The sequence below is a fragment of the Cupriavidus sp. 10L45 genome, assembly GCF_056395225.1.
This window is the reverse complement of sequence record NZ_JBFTJC010000007.1, coordinates 36,128-58,261: the sequence shown is the minus strand read 5'-3', so window position 1 is coordinate 58,261 and position 22,134 is coordinate 36,128. Positions and strand designations below refer to the sequence as shown.

The 22,134-nt window shown below is 64.8% G+C and carries 24 protein-coding genes; 2 read left to right on the top strand and 22 right to left on the bottom strand.

Annotated features, from left to right (window positions below):
• Nucleotides 1-2: 2 nt before the first annotated feature.
• From recO to AC1DFU_RS14070, 18 genes are all read right to left on the bottom strand, one after another.
• Nucleotides 3-887, bottom strand: a complete 885-nt coding sequence (gene recO, locus AC1DFU_RS14155) for a DNA repair protein RecO (protein WP_092290845.1) — start codon at nucleotides 885-887, stop codon at nucleotides 3-5.
• A 5-nt stretch (nucleotides 888-892) separates the two neighbouring features.
• Nucleotides 893-1,831: a GTPase Era gene (gene era, locus AC1DFU_RS14150; protein ID WP_092290013.1), complete on the bottom strand. Its 939-nt coding sequence runs from the start codon at nucleotides 1,829-1,831 to the stop codon at nucleotides 893-895.
• On the bottom strand, nucleotides 1,828-2,598 hold the full coding sequence (rnc, locus tag AC1DFU_RS14145) for a ribonuclease III (protein WP_092290014.1): 771 nt from the start codon (nucleotides 2,596-2,598) through the stop codon (nucleotides 1,828-1,830). Before rnc ends, era begins: the two co-directional genes overlap by 4 nt.
• Before the next feature lie 4 nt (nucleotides 2,599-2,602).
• The gene (locus AC1DFU_RS14140; protein WP_092290015.1) at nucleotides 2,603-3,001 is read right to left on the bottom strand and encodes a DUF4845 domain-containing protein; all 399 of its coding nucleotides are present in this window, start codon (nucleotides 2,999-3,001) and stop codon (nucleotides 2,603-2,605) included.
• Between the two features lie 54 nt (nucleotides 3,002-3,055).
• Complete coding sequence (lepB, locus tag AC1DFU_RS14135) at nucleotides 3,056-3,955, bottom strand: signal peptidase I (RefSeq protein ID WP_092290018.1); 900 nt, start codon at nucleotides 3,953-3,955, stop codon at nucleotides 3,056-3,058.
• Nucleotides 3,956-4,026: 71 nt separating this feature from the next.
• Nucleotides 4,027-5,820: a translation elongation factor 4 gene (lepA, locus tag AC1DFU_RS14130; protein WP_441590530.1), complete on the bottom strand. Its 1,794-nt coding sequence runs from the start codon at nucleotides 5,818-5,820 to the stop codon at nucleotides 4,027-4,029.
• Between the two features lie 261 nt (nucleotides 5,821-6,081).
• A complete protein-coding gene (locus AC1DFU_RS14125) occupies nucleotides 6,082-7,575 on the bottom strand; it encodes a DegQ family serine endoprotease (protein WP_092290847.1) in 1,494 nt (497 codons plus the stop codon).
• Between the two features lie 148 nt (nucleotides 7,576-7,723).
• On the bottom strand, nucleotides 7,724-8,803 hold the full coding sequence (locus AC1DFU_RS14120; RefSeq protein WP_092290849.1) for a MucB/RseB C-terminal domain-containing protein: 1,080 nt from the start codon (nucleotides 8,801-8,803) through the stop codon (nucleotides 7,724-7,726).
• Nucleotides 8,804-8,811: 8 nt separating this feature from the next.
• The gene (locus AC1DFU_RS14115) at nucleotides 8,812-9,441 is read right to left on the bottom strand and encodes a sigma-E factor negative regulatory protein (RefSeq protein ID WP_092290027.1); all 630 of its coding nucleotides are present in this window, start codon (nucleotides 9,439-9,441) and stop codon (nucleotides 8,812-8,814) included.
• A 116-nt stretch (nucleotides 9,442-9,557) separates the two neighbouring features.
• On the bottom strand, nucleotides 9,558-10,157 hold the full coding sequence (rpoE, locus tag AC1DFU_RS14110; protein WP_092290028.1) for an RNA polymerase sigma factor RpoE: 600 nt from the start codon (nucleotides 10,155-10,157) through the stop codon (nucleotides 9,558-9,560).
• 183 nt (nucleotides 10,158-10,340) lie between these two features.
• Nucleotides 10,341-11,573: a beta-ketoacyl-ACP synthase II gene (gene fabF / locus AC1DFU_RS14105; protein ID WP_092290029.1), complete on the bottom strand. Its 1,233-nt coding sequence runs from the start codon at nucleotides 11,571-11,573 to the stop codon at nucleotides 10,341-10,343.
• Nucleotides 11,574-11,783: 210 nt separating this feature from the next.
• On the bottom strand, nucleotides 11,784-12,023 hold the full coding sequence (acpP, locus tag AC1DFU_RS14100; RefSeq protein ID WP_008644813.1) for an acyl carrier protein: 240 nt from the start codon (nucleotides 12,021-12,023) through the stop codon (nucleotides 11,784-11,786).
• Between the two features lie 169 nt (nucleotides 12,024-12,192).
• On the bottom strand, nucleotides 12,193-12,942 hold the full coding sequence (fabG, locus tag AC1DFU_RS14095; RefSeq protein WP_092290034.1) for a 3-oxoacyl-ACP reductase FabG: 750 nt from the start codon (nucleotides 12,940-12,942) through the stop codon (nucleotides 12,193-12,195).
• Between the two features lie 18 nt (nucleotides 12,943-12,960).
• Entirely contained in the window at nucleotides 12,961-13,890 is a 930-nt protein-coding gene (gene fabD, locus AC1DFU_RS14090) for an ACP S-malonyltransferase (protein WP_092290035.1), read from the bottom strand.
• A 79-nt stretch (nucleotides 13,891-13,969) separates the two neighbouring features.
• Nucleotides 13,970-14,950, bottom strand: coding sequence for a beta-ketoacyl-ACP synthase III (locus tag AC1DFU_RS14085; RefSeq protein ID WP_092290036.1), 981 nt, complete (start codon nucleotides 14,948-14,950; stop codon nucleotides 13,970-13,972).
• A 78-nt stretch (nucleotides 14,951-15,028) separates the two neighbouring features.
• Nucleotides 15,029-16,108 (bottom strand): phosphate acyltransferase PlsX, encoded by a 1,080-nt coding sequence (gene plsX, locus AC1DFU_RS14080; RefSeq protein WP_092290037.1) that lies wholly within the window; start codon nucleotides 16,106-16,108, stop codon nucleotides 15,029-15,031.
• Between the two features lie 192 nt (nucleotides 16,109-16,300).
• Nucleotides 16,301-16,480, bottom strand: coding sequence for a 50S ribosomal protein L32 (gene rpmF / locus AC1DFU_RS14075; RefSeq protein WP_008644820.1), 180 nt, complete (start codon nucleotides 16,478-16,480; stop codon nucleotides 16,301-16,303).
• Nucleotides 16,481-16,602: 122 nt separating this feature from the next.
• Entirely contained in the window at nucleotides 16,603-17,220 is a 618-nt protein-coding gene (locus AC1DFU_RS14070) for a YceD family protein (RefSeq protein ID WP_092290038.1), read from the bottom strand.
• A 212-nt stretch (nucleotides 17,221-17,432) separates the two neighbouring features.
• Here AC1DFU_RS14070 and AC1DFU_RS14065 point away from each other — a divergent pair, with 212 nt between their 5' ends.
• Together AC1DFU_RS14065 and AC1DFU_RS14060 are read left to right on the top strand one after the other, a co-directional pair.
• Nucleotides 17,433-18,035, top strand: coding sequence for a Maf-like protein (locus tag AC1DFU_RS14065; RefSeq protein ID WP_092290040.1), 603 nt, complete (start codon nucleotides 17,433-17,435; stop codon nucleotides 18,033-18,035).
• Between the two features lie 3 nt (nucleotides 18,036-18,038).
• Nucleotides 18,039-18,770: an SAM-dependent methyltransferase gene (locus AC1DFU_RS14060; protein ID WP_092290043.1), complete on the top strand. Its 732-nt coding sequence runs from the start codon at nucleotides 18,039-18,041 to the stop codon at nucleotides 18,768-18,770.
• 6 nt (nucleotides 18,771-18,776) lie between these two features.
• Here AC1DFU_RS14060 and AC1DFU_RS14055 read toward each other — a convergent pair whose 3' ends face one another.
• The 4 genes from AC1DFU_RS14055 to AC1DFU_RS14040 are packed head-to-tail and all read right to left on the bottom strand — an operon-like array spanning nucleotide 18,777 to nucleotide 22,080.
• Complete coding sequence (locus AC1DFU_RS14055) at nucleotides 18,777-19,940, bottom strand: S49 family peptidase (protein ID WP_092290046.1); 1,164 nt, start codon at nucleotides 19,938-19,940, stop codon at nucleotides 18,777-18,779.
• A gap of 42 nt (nucleotides 19,941-19,982) precedes the next feature.
• On the bottom strand, nucleotides 19,983-20,366 hold the full coding sequence (locus AC1DFU_RS14050) for a Rieske (2Fe-2S) protein (protein WP_092290048.1): 384 nt from the start codon (nucleotides 20,364-20,366) through the stop codon (nucleotides 19,983-19,985).
• Nucleotides 20,359-21,018 (bottom strand): HAD-IA family hydrolase, encoded by a 660-nt coding sequence (locus AC1DFU_RS14045; protein ID WP_092290052.1) that lies wholly within the window; start codon nucleotides 21,016-21,018, stop codon nucleotides 20,359-20,361. Before AC1DFU_RS14045 ends, AC1DFU_RS14050 begins: the two co-directional genes overlap by 8 nt.
• Nucleotides 21,019-21,078: 60 nt before the next feature.
• Nucleotides 21,079-22,080 carry an RluA family pseudouridine synthase gene (locus AC1DFU_RS14040; protein ID WP_092290055.1) on the bottom strand — a complete coding sequence of 334 codons (1,002 nt, stop codon included), beginning with the start codon at nucleotides 22,078-22,080 and terminating at the stop codon, nucleotides 21,079-21,081.
• Between the last annotated feature and the right edge of the window lie 54 nt (nucleotides 22,081-22,134).

The following is a 22,134-nucleotide window of genomic DNA, read 5'->3' as shown; positions in this document are numbered from 1 at the left end:
CTTTACAGAAATTGCAGGTCGATAAGGATTTGCCGCGTTTTCAGCGGCGCACCCTGCAGATAATAATGCAGCAGGAAACGCATCAGGGCGCGGCTTTGTGTGGCGGTCTGGGCGCGGCCGTAGTCGTCCCGCCCCATGTCCAGCAAGGTCTGGCCGGACACCACGGGCCAACTCGACGGATCGCTCGGCTGCGCGCGGCGCACGCCGCGTTCGGGGTGATACACGTAGTCGAGGCCCGGTTGCACCGACTCCCCGGTGCTCACGCACTGGTCGAACGCCACCGCGAACCCGGTCTCCTGCAGCAACACGCGCTCGAAGCTGCGTAGCACCAGACTGGCCGGCTCACCATGCGCGAGCCGCGTCAGCGTGATCATGTAGTGCTTGAACAGCGCCGGATGTGCATCCTCGCGCGGGCAGAAGCGCAATAGCAATTCGTTGAGATAGAAGCCCGATAGCAGCGCATCGCCGGCCAGCGGCAGCATGCCGCCCATGTATTCGGCCTTAGTCAGCGTCTTGACCTCGCCGCGGCCGGTCCAGGAGAGCGAAATCGGATGGAAGTGCTGAAGCACCGAGCGCAGCGCCGAATGCGGCCGCTTGGCGCCCTTCGCCACCATGGCCATGCGGCCGTGGTCGCGCGTGAAGACGTCCAGAATGAGACTGGTCTCACGATAGGGATAGGCGTGGAGCACGAAGCCGGACTCGTTGGTCACGCGCAGCTCGGTGCGCGCGGGCACGATCCGCATGGCCCGGTCCATCATTTCGCGGCCGGCGGCCACGGCCGGGGACAGCCCGGTACCGCCCTGCACTTCCAGCAGTTCGGCGGCCTCCTCGGCGATGGGATCGGCGCTCCGCGCGCGCCTGGGCGCGGCTCGGGGCGCGTCAGGCATCTTGCTCACTCGTAGCCGTAGGCCCGCAGTCCGGCTTCGTTGTCGGCCCAGCCGCTCTTGACCTTGATCCACATCTCCAGGTAGACCTTGCCGTCGAACAGCTTCTCCATGTCGAGGCGCGCCTCGGTGGAGATCTGCTTGAGCTTGGCACCCTTGTTGCCGATGATCATGGCCTTGTGCGCGTCGCGCTCGACCAGGATCGTCGCAAACACGCGGCGCAGCCGACCTTCAGTCTCGAACTTGTCGATGATCACGGTGCTCGTGTACGGCAGCTCATCGCCAGTCCAGCGGAAGACCTTCTCGCGGATGATTTCCGAGGCCAGGAAGCGCTCGCTGCGGTCGGTCATCGCATCGGCGTCGTACATCGGCTCGCCTTCGAGCAGGTACGGACGGATGATGGCCAGCAGCCGCGTGATGTGATCGTGCGTCTTCGCCGACATCGGCACCACTTCCCGGAACGGGAACAGCTGTCCCATCTTTTCCAGGAACGGCATCATCACCTCGGCGCGGTTCTCGCCCAGGCGATCGAGCTTGTTGGTGACCAGCAGCACCGGCACGTTCTTCGGCAGCAACGACAGCACCTTCTCGTCATCGGCGCTGAAATAGCCGGCTTCCACGACGAACAGCACCAGATCCACCGTAGACAGCGTGGACGTGACTGCGCGGTTCAGCGAGCGGTTCAGCGCGCTGGCGTGGCGGGTCTGGAAGCCTGGCGTATCGACGAAAACGAACTGCGCGTCATCGGTGGTCTGGATACCGACGATGCGATGGCGCGTGGTTTGCGCCTTGCGGGACGTGATGCTGACCTTCTGGCCGACAAGTGCATTCATCAACGTGGACTTGCCCACGTTGGGGCGGCCAACAATGGCCACCGTGCCGCAGCGGAACGCCTTGGCATCCGAGGGTGCCTGGGCGTCCTGCTGCGGAGGGGTAGATTCGGTCATTCCTTCAACCTGAGAGACAACTGGGGATCCGGTGGCACCGGCTGCTTGCGGGTCTTGCCCGTGCGCTCGGCCCGGCTGCGCTTGAGCAGCTGGGGCACGAGCTTCTGCACCTCATCCAGCGCGAGCTTGGCCGCCGCCTGCTCGGCCGCACGGCGCGAGGCGCCGGTGCCGAACACGCGCACCTCCAGTTTAGGCACGGTGCATTCGACTTCAAACTGCTGGCTGTGTGCGGCACCGTGTGTGGCGATGACGTTGTACTGCGGCAGGGCGATCTTGTGGCCCTGCAGATACTCCTGGAGCAGGGTCTTGGCGTCCTTCCCCAGCGTACGGGGGTCCACCTGCTCCAGAATGGGGATATACAGCTTGCGGATCAGCGCCCGCGCGGCGTCAAAGCCGGCATCGAGGAACACTGCGCCGACAATGGCCTCCAGCGCATCCGCCAGAATCGACGGACGGCGGAAGCCGCCGCTCTTCAACTCGCCCTCGCCCAGGCGCAGGGCGTCGGAGAGCTGGAGCATCTGGGCGATCTCGTACAGCGCCTGCTGCTTGACCAGGTTGGCGCGCACGCGGGAAAGATCGCCCTCATCGAGCTTGCCGAACATGCCGTAGAGCATGTCGGCCACGGCGCAGTTCAGCACCGAGTCGCCCAGAAATTCCAGGCGCTCGTTGTGATGGGCGCTATGACTGCGATGGGTGAGCGCCTGCTGCAGCAATTCGGGCTTGCTGAATCGGTAGCCGAGACGTTGCTGCAAGGCGTCGAGGATCATGTCGTTACTGCGTTCCCGAATAGGTAATCAATAGACTCATCGGACCATAGACGGGAATCTCGGTCCGGTACGAAAAACCAATGCTGCGTATCCTGCCGGCTTCGTCCTCGATCACGTCGAGATCGTCGCCCTTGAGCGCCTCGATGCGATCGATCTGGGCCTGCTTGTCGAAGTTGGCCGCCACATCCTTGCGGTTGACCGACCGATCCTTCGCGTAATTCACTGCCCGCTTGACCGAGAAGTATTCGAGCATGCTAGGAATCGCCTTTACCGCCGGCAGCACCACCGCAATCACGATAATGATGACGATCAGCAACGACCCCAACGAAAATCCACGTGATCTTTCAAGCACACCCACGCGGATATTTCCCCTCTTCCCCGAAAAACCCAACTTCTGACCCATTTTGCGCTTCCCTCGTTTTTTGAGTGTATTTGCGCTGCGCGAGGCGTCCGACCGTTACTTGAACGACCCCACGCGCCCAAAATTGCCGAGGTTCATCCAGATCACGAACGCCTTGCCTACGACGTTCTTGTCCGGGACGAAGCCCCAGTAACGTGAATCCAGGCTGTTGTCACGGTTGTCGCCCATGACGAAATAGTGCCCTTCCGGCACTTTACACGTCAGCCCCTGCTGATTGTAAGTGCAGTTCTCGCGGAACGGGAAATCGGGATCCGCGCCCGCCACGAACGCCGGACGGTCGGCATCGTTCAGGATGCCATGCGCCACGCCGCCCGGCAGCGTCTCGGTGAAATGCTTCGAATAGGACAGCCGCTCCTCGTCGAGGTAGTCGGGCAAGGCGCTGTACTCGGCCGGCTTGCCGTTCACGGTCAGCTTCTTGTTCTCGTAGCGCACCATGTCGCCGGGCACCCCTACCACGCGCTTGATGTAGTCGAGCGACTCGTCCTTCGGGTAGCGGAACACCATCACGTCACCGCGCTGCGGCGTGCCAACGTCGAGGACCTTCTTGTTCACCACCGGCAGGCGGATGCCGTAGTCGTACTTGTTGACGAGGATGAAGTCGCCGATCAGCAGCGTCGGGATCATCGAGCCGGACGGGATCTTGAAGGGCTCCACCACGAAGGAACGAAGCACGAACACCGCCAGGATGACCGGGAAGAAGCTCGCCGAGTACTCGAGCCACCACGGCTGGCGCAGCTTTTCCTCGGCCAGCCGGGCGCGCGAGGCGTCCAGCTCGGTGCTACCGTGCACCGCCTGCATGTCGCCGCGGCGCGCGTCGAACTCGGCCAGGGCCAGATGCGCCACGCTACGGCGCTGGCGCTCGAAGACCAGCTTGTCGGCAACCCAGGCAATGCCTGTAATGACCACCAGCACAAAAAGGATCAGTGCAAAATTCATGACGGCTTGGCGTTGATTTTTTAGAAGATCGTCTTGTCACCCAGCCAGCGGACTTGGCGCTGGCCTGCGGCTTACTTGTCGTCCACCTGCAGGATCGCCAGGAAAGCCTCCTGCGGGATCTCCACGGTGCCCACCTGCTTCATGCGCTTCTTGCCCGCCTTCTGCTTCTCCAGCAGCTTCTTCTTCCGCGAGATGTCGCCGCCGTAGCACTTGGCCAGCACGTTCTTGCGCAGCGCCTTCACGTTCTCGCGGGCGATGATGTTCGCCCCGATCGCCGCCTGGATAGCCACGTCGTACATCTGGCGCGGGATGATTTCGCGCATCTTGGCAGCCACCTCGCGCCCGCGATATTGCGAGTTCGAGCGGTGCACGATCACGGACAGCGCGTCGACCTTGTCGCTGTTGATCAGGATGTCCACCTTCACCACGTCCGATGGGCGATATTCCTTGAACTCGTAATCCATCGACGCATAGCCGCGCGACACCGACTTCAGCCGATCGAAGAAGTCCATCACGATCTCGGCCATCGGGATCTCGTAGGTCAGCTGCACCTGCTTGCCGTGGTAGCTCATGTTGATCTGCGAGCCGCGCTTCTGCGTGCAGAGCGTGATCACGGAGCCAACGTAGTCCTGCGGCATGTACAGGTTGACCGTGACGATCGGTTCCAGGATCGCCTCGATCCGACTCGGATCGGGCATCTTGGCCGGATTTTCCACGGTCAGCACCGTGCCGTCGCGCATCTGCACCTGGTAGACCACCGTCGGCGCGGTGGTGATCAGGTCCATGTCGAACTCGCGCTCGAGGCGTTCCTGCACGATTTCCATGTGCAGCAGGCCCAGGAAGCCGCAGCGGAAGCCGAAGCCCAGCGCCTGGGACACTTCCGGCTCGTATTGCAGCGAGGCGTCGTTCAGGCGCAGCTTCTCGAGCGATTCGCGCAACGCCTCGTACTGGTTCGATTCCACCGGATACAGGCCGGCGAACACCTGTGGCTTGACTTCCTTGAAGCCCGGCAGCGGCTCGGTCGCCTTGCGCGCCATGGTGGTAATGGTATCGCCCACCTTGGCCGCCTTCAGTTCCTTGATGCCCGCGATCACGAAGCCTACCTGCCCCGCAGAGAGCGACTCGCGCGGCATCGACTTCGGCGAGAACACGCCCACCTGCTCCACCAGATGCTGCGCGCCCGTGGCCATCAGCAGGACCTTGTCCTTCGGGCGCAGCGTCCCATTGACCACGCGCACCAGCATGACCACGCCGACGTAATTATCGAACCAGGAGTCGATGATCAGCGCCTGCAGCGGGGCCGCGGGGTCGCCCTTGGGCGGCGGCACCTTGGCAATCATCGCCTCGATCACGTCTTCCACGCCCTGGCCGGTCTTGGCCGAGCACGGCGTGGCGTCGTGGGCGTCAATGCCGATCACGTCCTCGATTTCCTGGATCGCATTGGCGGGGTCCGCCTGCGGCAGGTCGATCTTGTTGAGCACGGGCACCACTTCCACGCCCAGTTCGATGGCCGTGTAGCAGTTGGCCACGGTCTGGGCTTCCACGCCCTGCGAAGCATCCACCACCAGCAGCGCGCCTTCGCAGGCGGACAGCGAGCGGCTGACTTCGTAGCTGAAGTCCACGTGCCCCGGGGTGTCGATCAGGTTGAGGTTGTAGACCTGGCCATCGCGCGCCTTGTAGCTAAGCGCCGCGGTCTGGGCCTTGATGGTGATGCCGCGCTCCTTCTCGATGTCCATCGAGTCGAGCACCTGCGCTTCCATCTCGCGATCGGACAGCCCGCCACACCGTTGAATGATTCGGTCGGCCAGGGTCGATTTCCCATGGTCGATGTGGGCAATGATCGAGAAATTACGAATGTGGTCCATCTAGCGTTCTGGGGAGCGCCGGCGCGCCAGGTGGGACGGGGGCGCGGGAGCATAAATAAGGTGGGGCGCAATGCGTGCGCCAATCCGCGATTTTACCGGATTTTCAAGGACTTCCGGCGCGGTAAATGGTGTCGGAACCGTGATCGGCACTTTCCGTGCAGGCGCCCGAAAATGGCGTATCGCGCACCTGAAAACACATCGCGCCGGACATCGAGTCCGGCGCGATGGGTGGTTCTGGCCCGGGGACTCCCCCGGACCGTCTTACCGCGCCTGACTCGGGCGCAGCGTCAGCACCTGGGTAGCGTCGCCACGGCGCACGAACACGGCCGCCATCTTGTTCTTGTCCAGCGCCTTCACCATGTCGTTGAACTGGCGCGCGTTGGTCACGTCGGCGTCGCCCAGGCGCAGGATGATATCGCCCGGACGGATGCCGGCACGTGCCGCCGGGCCGTCTGCCGCCTCCACTTCCACGCCGGACTTGATCTTCAGCTCCTTGAGCTTGGTCTCGGCTATGTCGGTGACGATCATCCCCAGCGCGTTCGGCTTGGCGGCCGGCGCGGCTTCGTCCGCGCTACCGCCCCGCTTGTCGCCCCGGCGCGCCACGGCACGGGCATTGTCCGGCTCGAGTTCGGTCACCGTCACGGAAACGTCACGCGTCTGCCCCTTGCGCCACACCTGCAGCGGCACACGGGTGCCCGGCTTGGTGTCGCCGACCATGCGCGGCAGGTCCGACGCCTTTTCGATGTCGCGGCCGTTGAACTTCAGGATGATGTCGCCCGCCTCAATGCCAGCCTTCTCGGCCGGTCCGCCCGGCTCCACGCTGCCGACCAGTGCGCCACGCGCACGGCCCAGGCCCAGCGAGTCCGCCACTTCCTTGGTCACATCGCCGATGGCCACGGCGATCCGGCCACGGGTCACCTTGCCGGACGACTTTAGCTGCTCCGACACGCGCATCGCTTCGTCGATCGGAATCGCGAACGAAATGCCCATGTAGCCGCCGCTACGGCTGTAGATCTGCGAATTGATGCCGATCACTTCGCCGCGCAGATTGATCAGCGGCCCGCCCGAATTACCGGGGTTCACGGCCACGTCGGTCTGGATGAACGGCAGGTAGTCGCCCGTGTCGCGGCCCTTGGCCGAAACGATACCGGCGGTCACGCTGTTGTCGAGCCCGAACGGCGAGCCGATGGCGAGCACCCACTCACCCGGGCGGATCTTGTCCGAATCGCCAAGCGGCAGCCGCGGCAGGTTGTTCGCTTCCACCTTGATCAGGGCCACGTCGGTGCGGCGGTCGGAGCCGATCAGCTTGGCCTTGAATTCGCGCTTGTCGGGGAGCGTCACATAGATGGTCTCGGCGTCCGCCACCACGTGGGCGTTGGTCATCACGTAGCCATCCTGGCTGATGATGAAGCCGGACCCTACGCCACGGCTCTGTTCCTCGCCCTGCGGCGGCTGGCCACGGCGCGGCGGGGTCGGCCCACCCGGTGCGCCCGGCATCGGCACGCCGAAGAAGCGACGGAAGAACTCGGCCATCTCGTCGTCTTCGGGCGAATTGCCACCACGCGAGCGGATGCGCTCGGTGGTCCGGATGTTGACGACGGCCGGGCTGGCCTTCTCCACCAGGTCGGTGAAATCGGGCAGGTTGTAGTTCGAGGCAGCCGCCTGGGCATGCCCCACCTGGGCAACAGCCGGACCCAGCACGAGCATGGCAGCCATGACCATGGTTCGCACCAGGGCTGGGGATTTGGAAATCATCGACAACTCCCGGGAGATCAGCGAGAAACGGATGCCTTGCCGGACGTCGGAGCCGATCGACCCCGCAAGGCGGAACTTCAAGCGCTACTGGCCTGCACCAAGCGGCCGGCCCGGGGTTCGCTGCCCCGGCGCCAGCGCGCTCATGCGCTCAGTGTACCGTCTTGGGCGGGCGGTACTCCACGCCGGCGGCGAACTGCCTGACCGTGGCGGCCGGCACCTCGCCCACCACCGTGATCCAGTAGTCAGCCACGCGGCGCACCACGACCTGCGTGGCGCCGAGCGAAGCCACGCCTTCTCGGCGTGCGCGTTGTTCCGATACGGGTTCGATAAAGATCGACAACCCGGTCAGACCGTCGCTGTAGACGATCTGAAGCACCTCGAAGACCTGCCCCGGCTTGCTGCCCTGGGCGGGCGGGCGCAAATCGCCCAGCGGGCGGCGCACTTCGCGGATCTTCTGGAAACCCTTGAGCGGCGAACCGATGATCCACCCCTCGTCGGCCACATTGGCCGGCTGGTAGGTGACTTCGTAGCGGTTCCACGACTGCGAACTCTTGATGGCGGACAGGATGCGTTGCTTGTCCGACGGCACGCCGATATCGACCTGCGAGAACGCCACCTGCTCGAGCACCTTGCCGCCCTCGCCGATGGTCTGGGCGCGCATCAGCAGACCCGAGCCCTTGTCGGCCCACAGGCGCACCGCGTAGCGCGCGGCGTCGTGCGGTTCGAGCGAGAACACCTCGCACTCGACGCCCGCCACGCGCTCGCCGGGCAGCTTGCGCATGTCGTACAGCTCGAGCACATCGCTCTTGTTGGTGGCGAGCAGCGCCGGGAAGCGGTCCTTCGCCTCCTGTTTCTCCACGACCACGAGCTTGGCTTCCGGAATCAGGCTGTGCACGACGTCGTTCTGGCGCAGCACCTCGCGCGGTTTGCCGTCGAGCGTTTCCAGGCGTTCGTACTCGTTGTGGACGAGATCGCTGTAATGCTGGATTCGCGACGCATGCATGACGCTGCCCCGCTGATAGATCAGCGTGCCGACATAATTCTCGCGCTGGGCGGCACGGTGGATCTTGTTGAGCCACGCCGTGGCGTCGCGTCGGTTCAGCGTATTGTCAGACGGCTGCGCCGTTGCGGCGGCAGCGGTCAGACACAAGGCCAGAAAAAAGGACCTGCGCAGGCCCTTCCTTCTGTGTACGCCCGCTACGTCGGCGAGCGACATTCCTTTATGCATGTCCGGCATTATTCCTGCGAATTTTCCTGTGAGAAGTTTGCGCCATTCGCCACTGTGCGCATGGTCGGCACAAAGGCTTCGGTCGCGACCGACGTGCGATGGGCACGCAGGTATTCGTCAAGGCGCGGATCGCGAATCATCTGGGCGCTGTCAGCAGCCACGGTCACGATCGAACCGGCCTTGGCCGGCGTGGCGGATTGCTCGACGCGGGCCACGACGGCATCGGGCGTACCGATATCACCCGGACCACGCATCTGCGGCACCACAACCCAGCTCACGGCCGCCACAGCGGCGGCGATGGCCGTGCCCGGCATCACGCGGCGCACCCACGACGGGCGCACCAGCAGGCGTTGACGGCCAGCGGCAGCCACGGCGGGCACGAGCACATGGGGCTCGGCTTCCAGGCGTGCGGAGAATCGGGAAAGAAACGCATCGGTCGATCCAGCGTGCGTCAGCTCTTCCGAACGCAGCGTGTCACCGATCAGCTGGTAGACGGTCCAGTCCGTCATGCCGGTGTCGCTCTTCGCGAGACCCAGCACGGCGTCCACTTCGTTCGGCGCCAGCTCGCCATCCATCAAAACGGAGATTTGCTCCGATGCTTCCACTACATGAACCGACTGCTTATGAGCCTGACCCATTTCCCACCCCAAGAAATTCCATTGAACACCGATAAATCCCGTACTGCTGCTTGTCGTTTATCGATGCAGGAATTGGCTGCAACGCTGGCTGCACGACATTCTTCAACTTGCTACCTCTACCACCGCTTGCCCTCGGCTGTTCCCAGCAGGGGGCGCAACTTGTCGGCAATCGCCTCGCGGGCGCGGAAGATCCGTGACCGCACGGTGCCGATCGGGCAACCCATGGCTTCGGCGATTTCCTCATAGCTGAGGCCCTCGATTTCGCGCAGGGTGATGGCGGTACGCAATTCCTCCGGCAGCGCCTCCATCGCGCGGTTGACCGTCTCGGCCACCTGACGCGTGTGGAGCATGGACTCCGGCGTATTGATATCCCTTAGTTGCTCGCCGTCTGCAAAAGTTTCAGCCTCTTCGGCGTCAATATCGCTGGACGCCTCCGGGCGGCGGCCCTGCGTGGCCAGGTAGTTCTTGGCGGTGTTGACGGCGATGCGGTACAGCCACGTGTAGAAGGCGGATTCGCCCCGGAACTGGGGAAGCGCGCGGTATGCCTTGATAAAGGCATCCTGCGCCACATCCTCCACTTCAGCGGGATCGCGGACAAGGCGCGAAATGAGCCGGATGATCTTGCGGTGGTATTTGGCCACCAGCAACTCAAAGGCTCGTTTGTCGCCCTGCTGGACGCGTTCAACTAGAAGCTGATCGGCTTCGCGTTCGCTCACGAATGGTTCACCTGCAGTGTATCTCTTGGTTTTGTCGTCACGACAAACGTTGTATTTTACCTACGAATCGGGACCCACCGGGTGTCGCGAAGCGCATTCTGTGACCGCCCGTCCGCATGTTTGGTTCCGCATGCCGAAATGAAGCGGGGCTCGCCGTGGCGAGCCCCGTGATACCCGTCGCGGTCAGACGCGGCGGAAAACAAGCGTACCGTTGGTGCCGCCAAAACCGAAGTTGTTCTTCACGGCCACGTCGATCTTCATCTCACGTGCCGTATTCGCCACGTAGTCAAGATCGCATTCCGGATCCTGATTGAAGATGTTGATCGTCGGCGGCGAAAGCTGGTTGTGGATCGCCAGCACGGTGAAGACCGACTCGAGGCCACCGGCACCGCCCAAAAGGTGACCGGTCATCGACTTCGTCGAATTGACCACCATCTTGTAGGCGTGTTCGCCGAAGGCCAGCTTCACGGCGTCGGACTCGTTCTTGTCGCCCAGCGGCGTGGACGTGCCGTGCGCGTTCAGATACTGCACTTCGTCGGCATTGACGCCGGCGTTCTTCAGCGCGGCCACCATGCAACGGCGCGGGCCGTCGGTGTTCGGGGCGGTCATGTGGAACGCGTCGCCGCTCATGCCGAAGCCGATCAGCTCCGCATAGATTCTGGCGCCACGTGCCTTGGCCGACTCGTACTCCTCGAGCATCATCACGCCGGCACCCTCGCCCAGCACGAAACCGTCGCGGTCCTTGTCCCACGGACGCGAGGCCGTAGCCGGGTCGTCGTTGCGGGTGGACAGCGCGCGGGCCGCGGCAAAGCCGCCAATGCCCAGCGGCGAAACCGTCGACTCCGCACCGCCGGCCAGCATCGCGTCGGCGTCGCCAGCCTGGATCAGGCGGGCGGCCAGGCCGATGCTGTGCAGGCCGGTCGTGCAGGCCGTCACGGCCGCGAGGTTCGGGCCCTTCAGGCCGTGGTAGATCGACAAATGGCCCGAGATCATGTTGATGATCGAGCCCGGAACGAAGAACGGCGAAATCCGGCGCGGGCCGCGATTGGCCAGCTCCATCTGCGTATCTTCGATCATCGGCAGTCCGCCGATGCCGGAGCCAACCAGCACGCCGATGCGCTCGGCGTTTTCCTCGGTCACTTCCAGGCCGCTATCCTTCAGCGCCTGGGTACCCGCCGCGATACCGAAATGGATAAACGTATCCATACGGGGGGCTTCCTTCGCCGGAACATATTCCTCGACGTTGAAACCCTTCACTTCGCCAGCAAAATGCACGGCGAGCGCGGAGTGATCGAATTTGGTAATGGTGGCGATGCCGGACTTGCCGGCAACCAGGTTGGCCCAGCCTTCGGCAACCGTGTTTCCGACCGGAGACACAAGGCCAAGCCCAGTGACGACGACGCGACGACGGCTCACTATGATTTCCTACGAGTGCGTGAAGCGGAATTGGATTGATTCAGGATCTCGCCGATCGGGCCGTTAGTCATTGCATGCGGCGCGCAATACGGTTTGAGATCATTCCGATTCTGCTTCTTCGAACAGACGAAAGCCACAGAAAACAACCGGACAGGACCGTGACGGCCCCACCCTTGTGCCTTCTGTGGCTCGGAATACGAAGACGACGGCTTAGGCCTTGACGTGCGCGGTGGCGTAGTCGATGGCCTGTTGCACGGTCGTGATCTTTTCGGCTTCCTCATCAGGAATTTCCATGCCGAATTCATCTTCCAACGCCATCACGAGTTCAACCGTGTCCAGCGAGTCCGCGCCGAGATCGTTCACGAACGACGATTCGTTCTTGATGTCTGCCTCGGCCACGCCAAGCTGTTCAGCCACGATTTTCTTGACGCGTTGTTCGATATTGTCCATGTAACCCTCCAGGGAAGTTCGACAAAAAGTGGGCGCATTTTAGCAGGTTTGGACCACAAAAAATCCGCCTGCCATCTATTGCAAGAATCGCGCCCGTTCGGTTTGAAAAACAACTGCTTCGCCCGCCATCTTTCGGCTTCTTCGCCGAAATGTACGTCGGGTAATGCAATCAATTCATGTACATGCCGCCGTTCACGTGCAGCGTGGTGCCCGTGATGTAGGCGGCCTGCGGACCGGCCAGGAACGCCACCGCATGCGCGATGTCTTCCGGCTGGCCGAGTCGTCCCAGCGGGATCTGGGTCTTGAGCGCCGTATGCTGCTCGTCCGACAGGACCTTGGTCATGTCGGTGTCGATGAAGCCCGGCGCCACGCAGTTCACGGTGACGTTGCGGCTGCCGATCTCGCGCGCCAGCGCGCGGGCCATACCCTCCACGCCGGCCTTGGCCGCCGCGTAGTTCATCTGGCCCGGGTTGCCCGTGGAGCCCACCACCGAGGTGATGTTGATGATGCGGCCGGTACGGGCCTTCATCATCGGGCGCAGCACGGCGCGCGACAGGCGGAACACCGCCGTCAGATTCGTGTCGATGACGCTCGTCCAGTCATCGTCCTTCATGCGCATCGCCAGCTGGTCCTGGGTAATGCCGGCGTTGTTCACCAGCACGGCCAGGCCGCCGTGGGCCTTCACGATCTCTTCGATCACGGCTTCGCAGCGTGCGGCGTCGTTCACATTCAGCACCACGCCACGGCCCTGCAGGCCCTCGGCCGTCAGGTATTCGCCGATGGCGGCCGCGCCGGACTCGCTCGTGGCGGTGCCGATCACGGTGGCGCCCTGACGCGCCAGTTCCAGGGCGATGGCCCGGCCAATGCCGCGCGACGCACCCGTCACCAGGGCGACCTGATTTTCCAGAGTCTTGCTCATGTTGCGATGTTCCTTGGCTTACTTCAGCAGCGCCAGCGTGTCTTGCAGCGATGCGGGGTCGAAGATCGCGCCGCCGACGAGGTTGCCGTCGATGCGCTTGGTCATGCCGGCCAGCACCTTGCCGGGGCCGCATTCGATCACATGGGTCACGCCTTCGGCGGCCATCTTCTGCACGCACTCTACCCAGCGTACCGGGGCGGCGGCCTGGCGCACCAGGGCGTCCTTGATCTGGGCCGGGTCGTTGGCGATGGCCACGTCCACGTTATTGATGACCGGGATCGACGGCGCCGAGAACGCCAGCCCTGCCATGCGCTCCTTGAGGCGGTCCGAGGCGGGCTTCAGCAGCGACGAATGGAACGGCGCCGAGACTGGCAGCGGCAGCGCGCGCTTGGCGCCCTTGGCCTTGGCAATCTCGCAGGCCTTTTCCACGGCGGCCTTGTGGCCGGCGATCACCACCTGCGAAGGGGCGTTGAAGTTGACGGCCTCGACCACGCCGGCGACGGACGCCTCGGCACAAGCCGCACGCACGTCGTCATCGGACAGGCCGAGAATGGCGGCCATGCCGCCCTGGCCCACCGGCACGGCTTCCTGCATCGCCTGTGCGCGGAAGCGCACCAGCGGCACCGCATCGGCGAACGGGATCACGCCTGCAGCCACCAGCGCCGAGTACTCGCCCAGGCTGTGGCCAGCCACCAGGGCCGGGGCCGGGCCGCCGCCGTCCAGCCAGGCGCGGTACACGGCCACGGCGGCGGTCAGCATCACCGGCTGGGTGTTGGTCGTCAGGTTCAGTTCTTCCGCCGGACCTTCCGCGATCAGGCGGCCGATGTCCTGGCCCAGCGCCGTGGAGGCTTCCTCCAGCGTGGCGCGGACCACCGGGTTGTCGGCGAACGCGTTGAGCATGCCGACCGATTGCGAGCCCTGGCCAGGGAAAACGAATGCGAATTTCATCGGGAATCCAGTCTTAACGATTCAGACGAGCGTGTCGGGGCGCACGCGCCCTCTCAGGCACGCCGCGCCGGACCGCATCTTACATGCGCAGCAGCACCGCGCCCCAGGTGAAGCCGCCGCCAACGCCTTCCAGCATCACGGTCTGGCCCGGGCGGATGCGGCCGTCGCGTACGGCCACATCGAGTGCCAGCGGGATCGACGCCGCCGACGTATTGCCATGCTCGTGCACCGTGGCGATCATCCGCTCGGCCGGCAGGCCCAGCTTGCGCGCCGTGCCCTGCATGATGCGGATATTGGCCTGGTGCGGCACCAGCCAGTCGATTTCATCCGACTGGATCTCGGCCGCAGCCATGGCCTCGCGCGCCACTTTGTCCAGCACGTTCACGGCCAGCTTGAACACCGCCTGGCCGTCCATGTGCAGGAAGGCATTGCCGGTGATGGCGCCGCCCGAGACATTGCCCGGCACACAGAGGATGTCCACGTGACTGCCATCGGCATGCATGGCCGACGACAGGATGCCCGGCTCGTCCGAGGCGGTCAGCACCACGGCGCCGGCGCCGTCGCCGAACAGCACGCAGGTCGTGCGGTCGTTGAAATCGAGGATGCGGGAGAACACTTCGGTGCCGATCACCAGCACGTTCTTGTGGGAGCCGCTGCGGATGAACTTGTCCGCCGTGGAGAGCGCGTAGACGAAGCCCGAGCACACGGCCTGCATGTCGAAGGCCGCACAATGGTTCGTAATGCCGAGCTTCTGCTGCACCAGGCAGGCGGTGCTCGGGAACACGAAGTCGGGCGTGGAGGTGGCCACGATGATCAGGTCGATGTCCTGGCGCTCGATGCCGGCCGCCTTGATCGCCTGCTCGGCCGCCTGCACGGCCAGGTCGCTGGCCGTGACGTCCGGCTCGGCCCAGTGCCGCGCCGAAATGCCGCTGCGCGAGACGATCCACTCGTCGCTGGTTTCGATGCCACGCTCGGCCAGCTGTGCTGCCAGCTCTTGATTGGTGACACGCCGCGGGGGCAGGTAGCTCCCGGTACCGATGATTTTTGCGAACTTGGTCATGTCTGTCGGATCGTGATGCTCACCCGGGCCGCCCTTGGACAGCCGCCACGGCCCCCGCCACTCAGGGGGCACGAAGCTTCAGGCGGCATGGGTATCGGGATGTGGGTCCGGTGCGTCGGTCTCCGGGCCGCCGGTCGCGGGCGCCGCGGCGCCGGACTTGTTGGCGAAGACCCTTGCTATACGTTCGATTACGCCGTTTCTGGCCGCATCATACCCGCGTTTGATCGCCCATTCAAAAGAGTGGGCGTCGGCGGAACCGTGACTCTTGATCACCAGCCCGCGCAGGCCCAGCAGCGAGGCGCCGTTGTAGCGCGCAGGGTCCAGCCGGCGCGCCAGGCGCGACAGCACGGGCATGGCCACGGCGGCCAGCAGCTTGGTGAACCAGGAGCGCGTGAACTCTTCCTTGATCATGCCGCCGATCATCTTGGCCAGGCCCTCGGTGCTCTTGAGCGCCACATTGCCGACGAAGCCGTCGCAGACCACGATGTCCGTCGTGCCCTTGAAGATGTCGTTGCCTTCCACGTTGCCGTAGAAATTCAGCTCGGAAGCGCGCAGCAACTCGCCGGCGGCCTTGACCACCTCGTTGCCCTTGATCACTTCCTCGCCGATATTGAGCAGGCCCACCGTGGGGTGATCCTTGTGATCCACCACGGACACCATGGCCTCCGCCATGCGGGCGAACTGGAGCAGGTGCCCCGGCTCGCAGTCGGCGTTGGCGCCCAGGTCGAGCACCGTGGTGCCCCAGCCCTGCTCATTGGGAATGGTCGTAGCGATGGCTGGCCGCTCGATGCCCTCGAGCGTCTTCAGCACATAGCGCGACACGGCCATCAGCGCGCCGGTGTTGCCGGCGGAGATGAGCGCGTCGGCGCGGCCTTCCTTGACCTGCGTGGCCGCCACGCGCATCGAAGAGTCCTTCTTCTTGCGCAGCGCCACTTCCACCGGGTCATCCATCGTGATGACCTCGGTTGCCGCCACCACGGTGACGCGCGGATGATCGGTGGCATGCAGCTTCTTGAGCTGCGCGCCGATGGCGTCGGGCAAGCCGACGAGGATCATCTCGGCGTCATCGTGACGGGAAAGAAAACTGATCGCCGCCGGCACGGTCACGGACACTCCGTGATCGCCGCCCATGCAGTCGATAGCGAGCTTGATCGTCATTGTTTCCAGATACGGAATGCGCACCGGCATCCGCCGCCTCGGTTTGCGGGGACGCAACCAGCCGGACGCGCGGATACGTTGCCGGGTGGGCGCCGAGCGCCCAACAAAAAAGCGGCAACGAGCTTGCCGCTTTCCTGTTTTACACCTGACAACGTGCGCGAGCGAGACACAGGGTCACGCCAGACGACCTGGTCAGTCGTTCTTGGTCTTGATGACCTTGCGGCCACGGTAGTAGCCGTTCGGGCTCACGTGGTGACGCAGGTGGGTCTCGCCCGTGGTCGGCTCAACGGCCAGGGGTGCGACCGACAGATGGTCGTGCGAACGATGCATGCCGCGCTTGGACGGCGACTTCTTGTTCTGTTGAACTGCCATGATGACTCCTTCGAGAATTCTCCGATATTAACACACGCATCCTGCGCGAGGCGTAGCCGGGGCCCGGCCGGATGCTTGACCTGCTACCCGAGGACGGGTGCGCCGGCCGCTCTGTTGCGGCGTCAGTGCTTCGTCTTCAGGCCGGCCAGCGCCGCAAAGGGCGATGGCCGCTTTTCCTCTTCGGGCGGAGCCTCAGGCTCCACCTCACCGTCCGCGCCGGTCACGAGCGACTCGTGCACGGCCGGACAGACCATATGCTTGGGTGCCGACGGCAACGCCAGCAGCACCTCGTCTTCCATCAGTTCCAGCGGCGAAAACTTCTTCGACCCGACGATCACGTCGACGTCGTCGTCATCCATGGGTGCCGAATCCGCCGCTTCTTCGCTGGCCATGACCTCGAAGCGCATCGACGTGTCGATCGGCTCCGGGTAGACCTGCAGGCAGCGCTGGCAATCGAGCCAGACCCGGCCTTGCACGGTCACGTCGACGAACAGCCGCTGCGACACCGCTGCGCCAACTTCCACAGCTTCCTCGCGCATGAAGCCGGTGAGCGTGTAGTGAAACGTCTCGTCCGGTGCCGATGCTGGCGCATCCGCGGCCGTCTCGGCTAAGATGCGCGGCAAATCGCGCGTCGCCACGTCGCCCGCCACGCTGCCGCCCTTGCGGCAGAAGGCGAACAGATCGGTTTCGCGCAGATCGAATGCCGCGGCGGACGCCGCTGGCTGGGTCGGCTGACTCATGTACGCTGAATCGCTGGAAAAATGCCTTGTTTGCCACACCTGGGACGATCCACGCCATCGAGGGCGGATACGCCTGCCGCGATGGCTTCCGATCACGGCCGGGCACGAATGTGCCTGTGTGGCTAAACGCGCGATTATAAGCTGAAAAACGGGAGCCGGTCAAAGTATACAACCGACCATTCCCCTCTCCTTCCGACGCTACCTCTATATATATGTCGTCCTCCGCTATCCACCCGCCCCTGATCCTCGGGTCGAGTTCTCCATACCGGCGCGAACTGCTCGCGCGGCTGCGCATTCCGTTCGACGTGGCCGTGCCGGACATCGACGAAACCCCGCTGGCCGGCGAGGCGCCTGAAGCCACGGCCCTGCGCCTCTCGCGCCGCAAGGCCGAGGCGATCGCCGCGCGCCACCCCGGCGCGCTGGTTATCGGCTCGGACCAGGTCTGCACACTCGACGGCGCCCAGATCGGCAAACCCGGCAGCCACGAGAAGGCGCTGGCCCAGCTGCAGCAGATGCGTGGACGAACCGTCACATTTCATTCGGCGCTATGCCTGCTCGACAGCCGCACCGGCGAAGCCCAACTGGCCGATGTGCAGACCCGGGCGACCTTCCGCGACCTGCCCGATGCCGAACTCGACGCCTACCTGCGCCTGGAGACCCCCTACGACTGCGCCGGCAGCGCCAAGGCCGAGGGGCTGGGCATCGCCTTGCTCGCCCGCGTGGAATCGGACGACCCCACCGCGCTGATCGGCCTGCCGCTGATCGCGCTGACCGGCATGCTGCGCGCCGCCGGCTACCCGTTCTTCGGAGCCTGAACGATGGCTGGCACCCTGTTCCTGATTCCCAACACGCTCGGCAAGCGCGACGAATTCGATCCGCTGCCCGATGTCATCCCCGCCGGCGTGCAGCAGATCGCCGCGCGGCTCGACTACCTGGTGGCCGAGAACGCCAAGACGGCGCGCGCCTTTCTGAAGAAGCTGGGCGAAACCAGCCCGCTGGCGCACCCGATCCAACAGATCGAGATCCGCGAACTGAACGTGAATACGCGCGCCGAGGCGCTGGCCGCACTGCTGGACCCGATCGTCGGGGGCCGCGATGGCGGCCTGCTCTCCGAAGCCGGCGTGCCGGCCGTGGCCGACCCCGGCGCGGACCTCGTCCGGCTGGCCCACGCGCGCGGCGTGACGGTGCGGCCGCTGGTGGGGCCGAGTTCGATCCTGCTGGCGGTGATGGGCTCCGGGCTGAACGGCCAGAGCTTCGCGTTCAACGGCTACCTGCCCGTGGACGCCGACGAGCGCGCGCGCAAGCTGCGGGAACTGGAAGCGCATTCGCGCAAGGCGCGCCAGACGCAGGTCTTTATCGAGACCCCGTACCGCAACGCCGCGTTGCTGGAAGCGCTGCGCCAGCATTGCGCCGGCACCACGATGGTATCGGTGGCCGTCGATCTGACGCTGCCCACCGAAACCATCGTCACGCTGCCGCTGTCGGCCTGGCGGCCGGAGCGGGTTGCCCTGCAAAAGCGGCCGGCGATCTTCTCGCTGCTGGCCGCCTAGTCGTGCTTACCGGAGCGACTGCGCGCCGGTCGACATCATCATGGTCTTCATCGCCGCGCTGCCCATGGCCGCGCCGAACCGCTTGGCCACGCGCTCGGCGATGTTTTCCTTGACCGTGTAGTCGACGATATCCTCGGCCTTGAACAGGTCGCGCGCCACGTAGTCGGTGCTGCCCACGCCATCGGCCAGACCCAGCGCCACGGCGCGCTCGCCGGACCAGAACAGGCCCGAGAACAGGTCCGGATCGTCCTTCAGCCGGTCGCCGCGGCCTTCCTTCACCACGTCGATGAACTGCTGGTGGATCTCCTTGAGCATGGTCTCGGCATAGACCTTCTGGCGCGGCACCTGCGGCGAGAAGGGGTCGAGCATGCCCTTGTTGGCGCCCGCGGTGTACAGCCGGCGCTCCACGCCGAGCTTCTCCATCAGGCCGGTGAAGCCGAAGCCATCCATCAGCACGCCAATCGAGCCGACGATGCTGGCCTTGTCGACATAGATCTTGTCAGCCGCCGCCGCCACGTAGTAACCGCCCGAGGCGCAGATTTCCTCCACCACCACGTAGAACGGCTTGCCCGGATACACGGTGCGCAGGCGCTTGATCTCGTCGTTGATGATGCCCGCCTGCACCGGCGAGCCGCCCGGCGAGTTGATCTTGAGGATCACGCCGGCCGCATTCGTATCGGCGAAGGCGGCCTGCAGCGAGGCATTGATCGATTCCGCGCCGGCCGGCGTGCCCGCCGCGATCTCGCCTTCCAGCGACACCATCGCGGTATGGCGCCCCGTGGTACTGGCGATACCATCGCCCTTGAAGTCGATCACCGCGTACAGGATCAGCGCCAGGATGCCCAGCCCGACCAGCCGGAAGAAGATCTTCCAGCGCCGCGCCGCGCGCTGCTCGCGCAGCGTGGCCATCAGCACCTTCTCCAGCACGTCGCGCTCCCAGCCGCCGGTGGCGCTGCCAGCGCCCACCGGGGCGGCAGTGCCCTGCCCGCTCAGCCGCGCGCGGCGCTCGTCGGCCTCGCGCCGCGCCGCGTCGTCCCCGGCGCGCAGCTCGTGCTCGAGTGGAAAATCGGCCTGCCGGGCCGTTTCCAGGCGCTGGCTATCGTCGGCCTGTTGTTCGTGTTCGTCTTGCGTTTGACCCGGTTCGACCGGCGGTTTTTGCTGTTCTGTCATGCGATGGACTCGATAAGGTCAGACGGCGGCCCGGCGGATCATTCAGGTGGCGTCGGGCGGGTAAAAAGGCGGTTCGGGGAGCCAGTAGACAGCACCCTCACGTTCCTCGGTCCGGAGCTTGGCCAGCGCGGCGCCCCGGCAAGGGCCGCCCACGCAAAGGCCGGTGTCTGGCGCATAAACCGCGCCATGTGTCGCGCACATCAAGTATAGGCCCGCGCTATCGAAAAACTGCCCCTCCTGCCAGTCCAGTTCCATCGGCACGTGCGCGCACTGGTTTAGGTAGGCATGCGCAACGCCGTCGAAACGGACCACGAACGCGCCGATCTCGCGCGCTTCCACGCGCACCGAGAACCGCACGCCGGCGCCGCCATCGACGAGTTCGTCGCTGGCGCACAGGCGGTGCGGCGGCAGGCTGGCCTCAGGCATGCGTGAGCAGCCATTCCTGGAGATCGGCGATCGACGTGGCGCAGTGCACCGGCGCCATCGCGCGCAGCGAATCGGCCGGATGCGCGCCGTAGCAGACGCCCAGCCCGTGCGCGCCGGCGTTGACCGCCATCTGCAGGTCATGGGTGGTATCGCCCACCATGACCGTGCGCGCCACGTCCTGGCCCAGCTCTCGCGTCAGTTCCTGCAGCATGGCCGGGTGCGGCTTGGAGAACGTCTCGTCGGCGCAACGCGTGCCATCGAACAGCTTGCCGAGGCCGGTGGCCGCCAGCGCCCGCTCCAGGCCCACGCGCGTCTTGCCCGTGGCCACGCCGAGGAAGTAGTGCTCGCCATGCAGGGCCTCGAGCATCTCGCGCACGCCATCGAACAGCACGAGGTCCGCATCGCGCGTGAGGAAGTGGTAGCGGTAGCGCTCGGCCAGGCGCGGATAGTCGGCCGGGTCGAGCGTGGGCACGGCATAGGACAGCGCGTCCTTCAGCCCAAGCCCGATCACGTGGCTCGCAGCGCTGTCATCCGGCACGGGCAGGCCCAGGTCGCGGCTGGCCAGCTGGATGCATTTGGCGATGGTCGGGGTGGAATCCATAAGGGTTCCATCCCAGTCGAAGACGATCAGGTCGAAGCGCTGCCTGGCCATTGAGGTCCTTGGTCGATGCGGAAAGTGGTGTGGCGGCTGCGGAGGCGGCGATGCGACGCGTCAGTCCGCCGCGCGGTGCTGACGCAATTGTTGCAGAAAATCAACACATTCGGCGGGTAATGGCGCCGAAACGGTCAGCGGCTCGCCCGTGGACGGGTGCGCCAGCGTCATCCGGTGCGCGTGCAGGAACATCCGCTTGATGCCGGGCTTGGCATTGCTGCGCGAAAGTGCCTTATTAAGCGCAAAATCGCCGTACTTCTCATCGCCGACGATCGGGAAGCCGGACGCCTGCAAGTGCACGCGGATCTGGTGCGTGCGGCCGGTCTTCAGTTCGGCCTCGAGCAGGGTGTAGCCCGGGAAGGCCTCCACCTTGTTGAAGATGGTGTGCGCGGTCAGCCCATCGGCCTGCACGCGCACGCGCCGCTCGCCGTCGGGCGTGCTGTATTTATATAGCGAGAGCTTGACGTGCTGCCGCGTGTTCTGAAATTCGCCGGCCACGCACGCGAAGTAGCGCTTGTCCATGCCCGTGCCACGCATCTGCTCGTGAAGGTGCACCAGCGCCGAACGCTTCTTCGCCAGGATCAGGATGCCGGACGTCTCCCGATCCAGCCGGTGTACCAGTTCCAGGAACTTCGCCTCGGGCCGCGCGCGGCGCAACTGCTCGATCACCCCGAACGCCACGCCCGAGCCGCCATGGACGGCCACGCCGGCCGGCTTGTCGATAATCAGCAGCCAGGCGTCCTCGAACAGGATTGGGAATTCCGAGGACGGCACGAAAGCATCGGCATCCTGTGCCTTTTCCGCCACCCGCATGGGCGGGATCCGGATCACATCACCCAGCTTCAGCCGGTAAGTGGCGTCGATCCGGCCCTTGTTCACGCGTACCTCGCCCGAGCGCAATACCCGGTAGATATGGCTCTTGGGCACACCCTTGGAGACCTTCAGCAGGAAGTTGTCGATGCGCTGGCCCTCGGCACTTTCGTCCACCGTGACGTACACCACCTGGAGCGCGCCGGGCGCGACGCGCGGCTCCTTTTCAATTTGATGGCGTAACTCATTCATTTTCAATATAATTTCCCGGCTGTTCCGGCCAAAGACCGGCAGCGCACGACCTGT

Bases quoted from the DNA above. Each gene is read 5' to 3' on its own strand.
- AC1DFU_RS14060 (WP_092290043.1), top strand. From the start codon at position 18,039: ATGGCTGGCACCCTGTTCCTGATTCCCAACACGCTCGGCAAGCGCGAC.
- AC1DFU_RS14140 (WP_092290015.1), bottom strand. From the start codon at position 3,001: ATGGGTCAGAAGTTGGGTTTTTCGGGGAAGAGGGGAAATATCCGCGTG.
- plsX (WP_092290037.1), bottom strand. From the start codon at position 16,108: ATGACGATCAAGCTCGCTATCGACTGCATGGGCGGCGATCACGGAGTG.
- AC1DFU_RS14120 (WP_092290849.1), bottom strand. From the start codon at position 8,803: ATGCATAAAGGAATGTCGCTCGCCGACGTAGCGGGCGTACACAGAAGG.
- AC1DFU_RS14050 (WP_092290048.1), bottom strand. From the start codon at position 20,366: ATGCCTGAGGCCAGCCTGCCGCCGCACCGCCTGTGCGCCAGCGACGAA.
- AC1DFU_RS14085 (WP_092290036.1), bottom strand. From the start codon at position 14,950: ATGACCAAGTTCGCAAAAATCATCGGTACCGGGAGCTACCTGCCCCCG.
- AC1DFU_RS14055 (WP_092290046.1), bottom strand. From the start codon at position 19,940: ATGACAGAACAGCAAAAACCGCCGGTCGAACCGGGTCAAACGCAAGAC.
- acpP (WP_008644813.1), bottom strand. From the start codon at position 12,023: ATGGACAATATCGAACAACGCGTCAAGAAAATCGTGGCTGAACAGCTT.
- AC1DFU_RS14115 (WP_092290027.1), bottom strand. From the start codon at position 9,441: ATGGGTCAGGCTCATAAGCAGTCGGTTCATGTAGTGGAAGCATCGGAG.
- AC1DFU_RS14125 (WP_092290847.1), bottom strand. From the start codon at position 7,575: ATGATTTCCAAATCCCCAGCCCTGGTGCGAACCATGGTCATGGCTGCC.
- rpmF (WP_008644820.1), bottom strand. From the start codon at position 16,480: ATGGCAGTTCAACAGAACAAGAAGTCGCCGTCCAAGCGCGGCATGCAT.
- AC1DFU_RS14070 (WP_092290038.1), bottom strand. From the start codon at position 17,220: ATGAGTCAGCCGACCCAGCCAGCGGCGTCCGCCGCGGCATTCGATCTG.
- lepB (WP_092290018.1), bottom strand. From the start codon at position 3,955: ATGAATTTTGCACTGATCCTTTTTGTGCTGGTGGTCATTACAGGCATT.
- era (WP_092290013.1), bottom strand. From the start codon at position 1,831: ATGACCGAATCTACCCCTCCGCAGCAGGACGCCCAGGCACCCTCGGAT.
- recO (WP_092290845.1), bottom strand. From the start codon at position 887: ATGCCTGACGCGCCCCGAGCCGCGCCCAGGCGCGCGCGGAGCGCCGAT.
- AC1DFU_RS14065 (WP_092290040.1), top strand. From the start codon at position 17,433: ATGTCGTCCTCCGCTATCCACCCGCCCCTGATCCTCGGGTCGAGTTCT.
- AC1DFU_RS14045 (WP_092290052.1), bottom strand. From the start codon at position 21,018: ATGGCCAGGCAGCGCTTCGACCTGATCGTCTTCGACTGGGATGGAACC.
- rnc (WP_092290014.1), bottom strand. From the start codon at position 2,598: ATGATCCTCGACGCCTTGCAGCAACGTCTCGGCTACCGATTCAGCAAG.
- AC1DFU_RS14040 (WP_092290055.1), bottom strand. From the start codon at position 22,080: ATGAATGAGTTACGCCATCAAATTGAAAAGGAGCCGCGCGTCGCGCCC.
- fabG (WP_092290034.1), bottom strand. From the start codon at position 12,942: ATGAGCAAGACTCTGGAAAATCAGGTCGCCCTGGTGACGGGTGCGTCG.
- lepA (WP_441590530.1), bottom strand. From the start codon at position 5,820: ATGGACCACATTCGTAATTTCTCGATCATTGCCCACATCGACCATGGG.
- fabD (WP_092290035.1), bottom strand. From the start codon at position 13,890: ATGAAATTCGCATTCGTTTTCCCTGGCCAGGGCTCGCAATCGGTCGGC.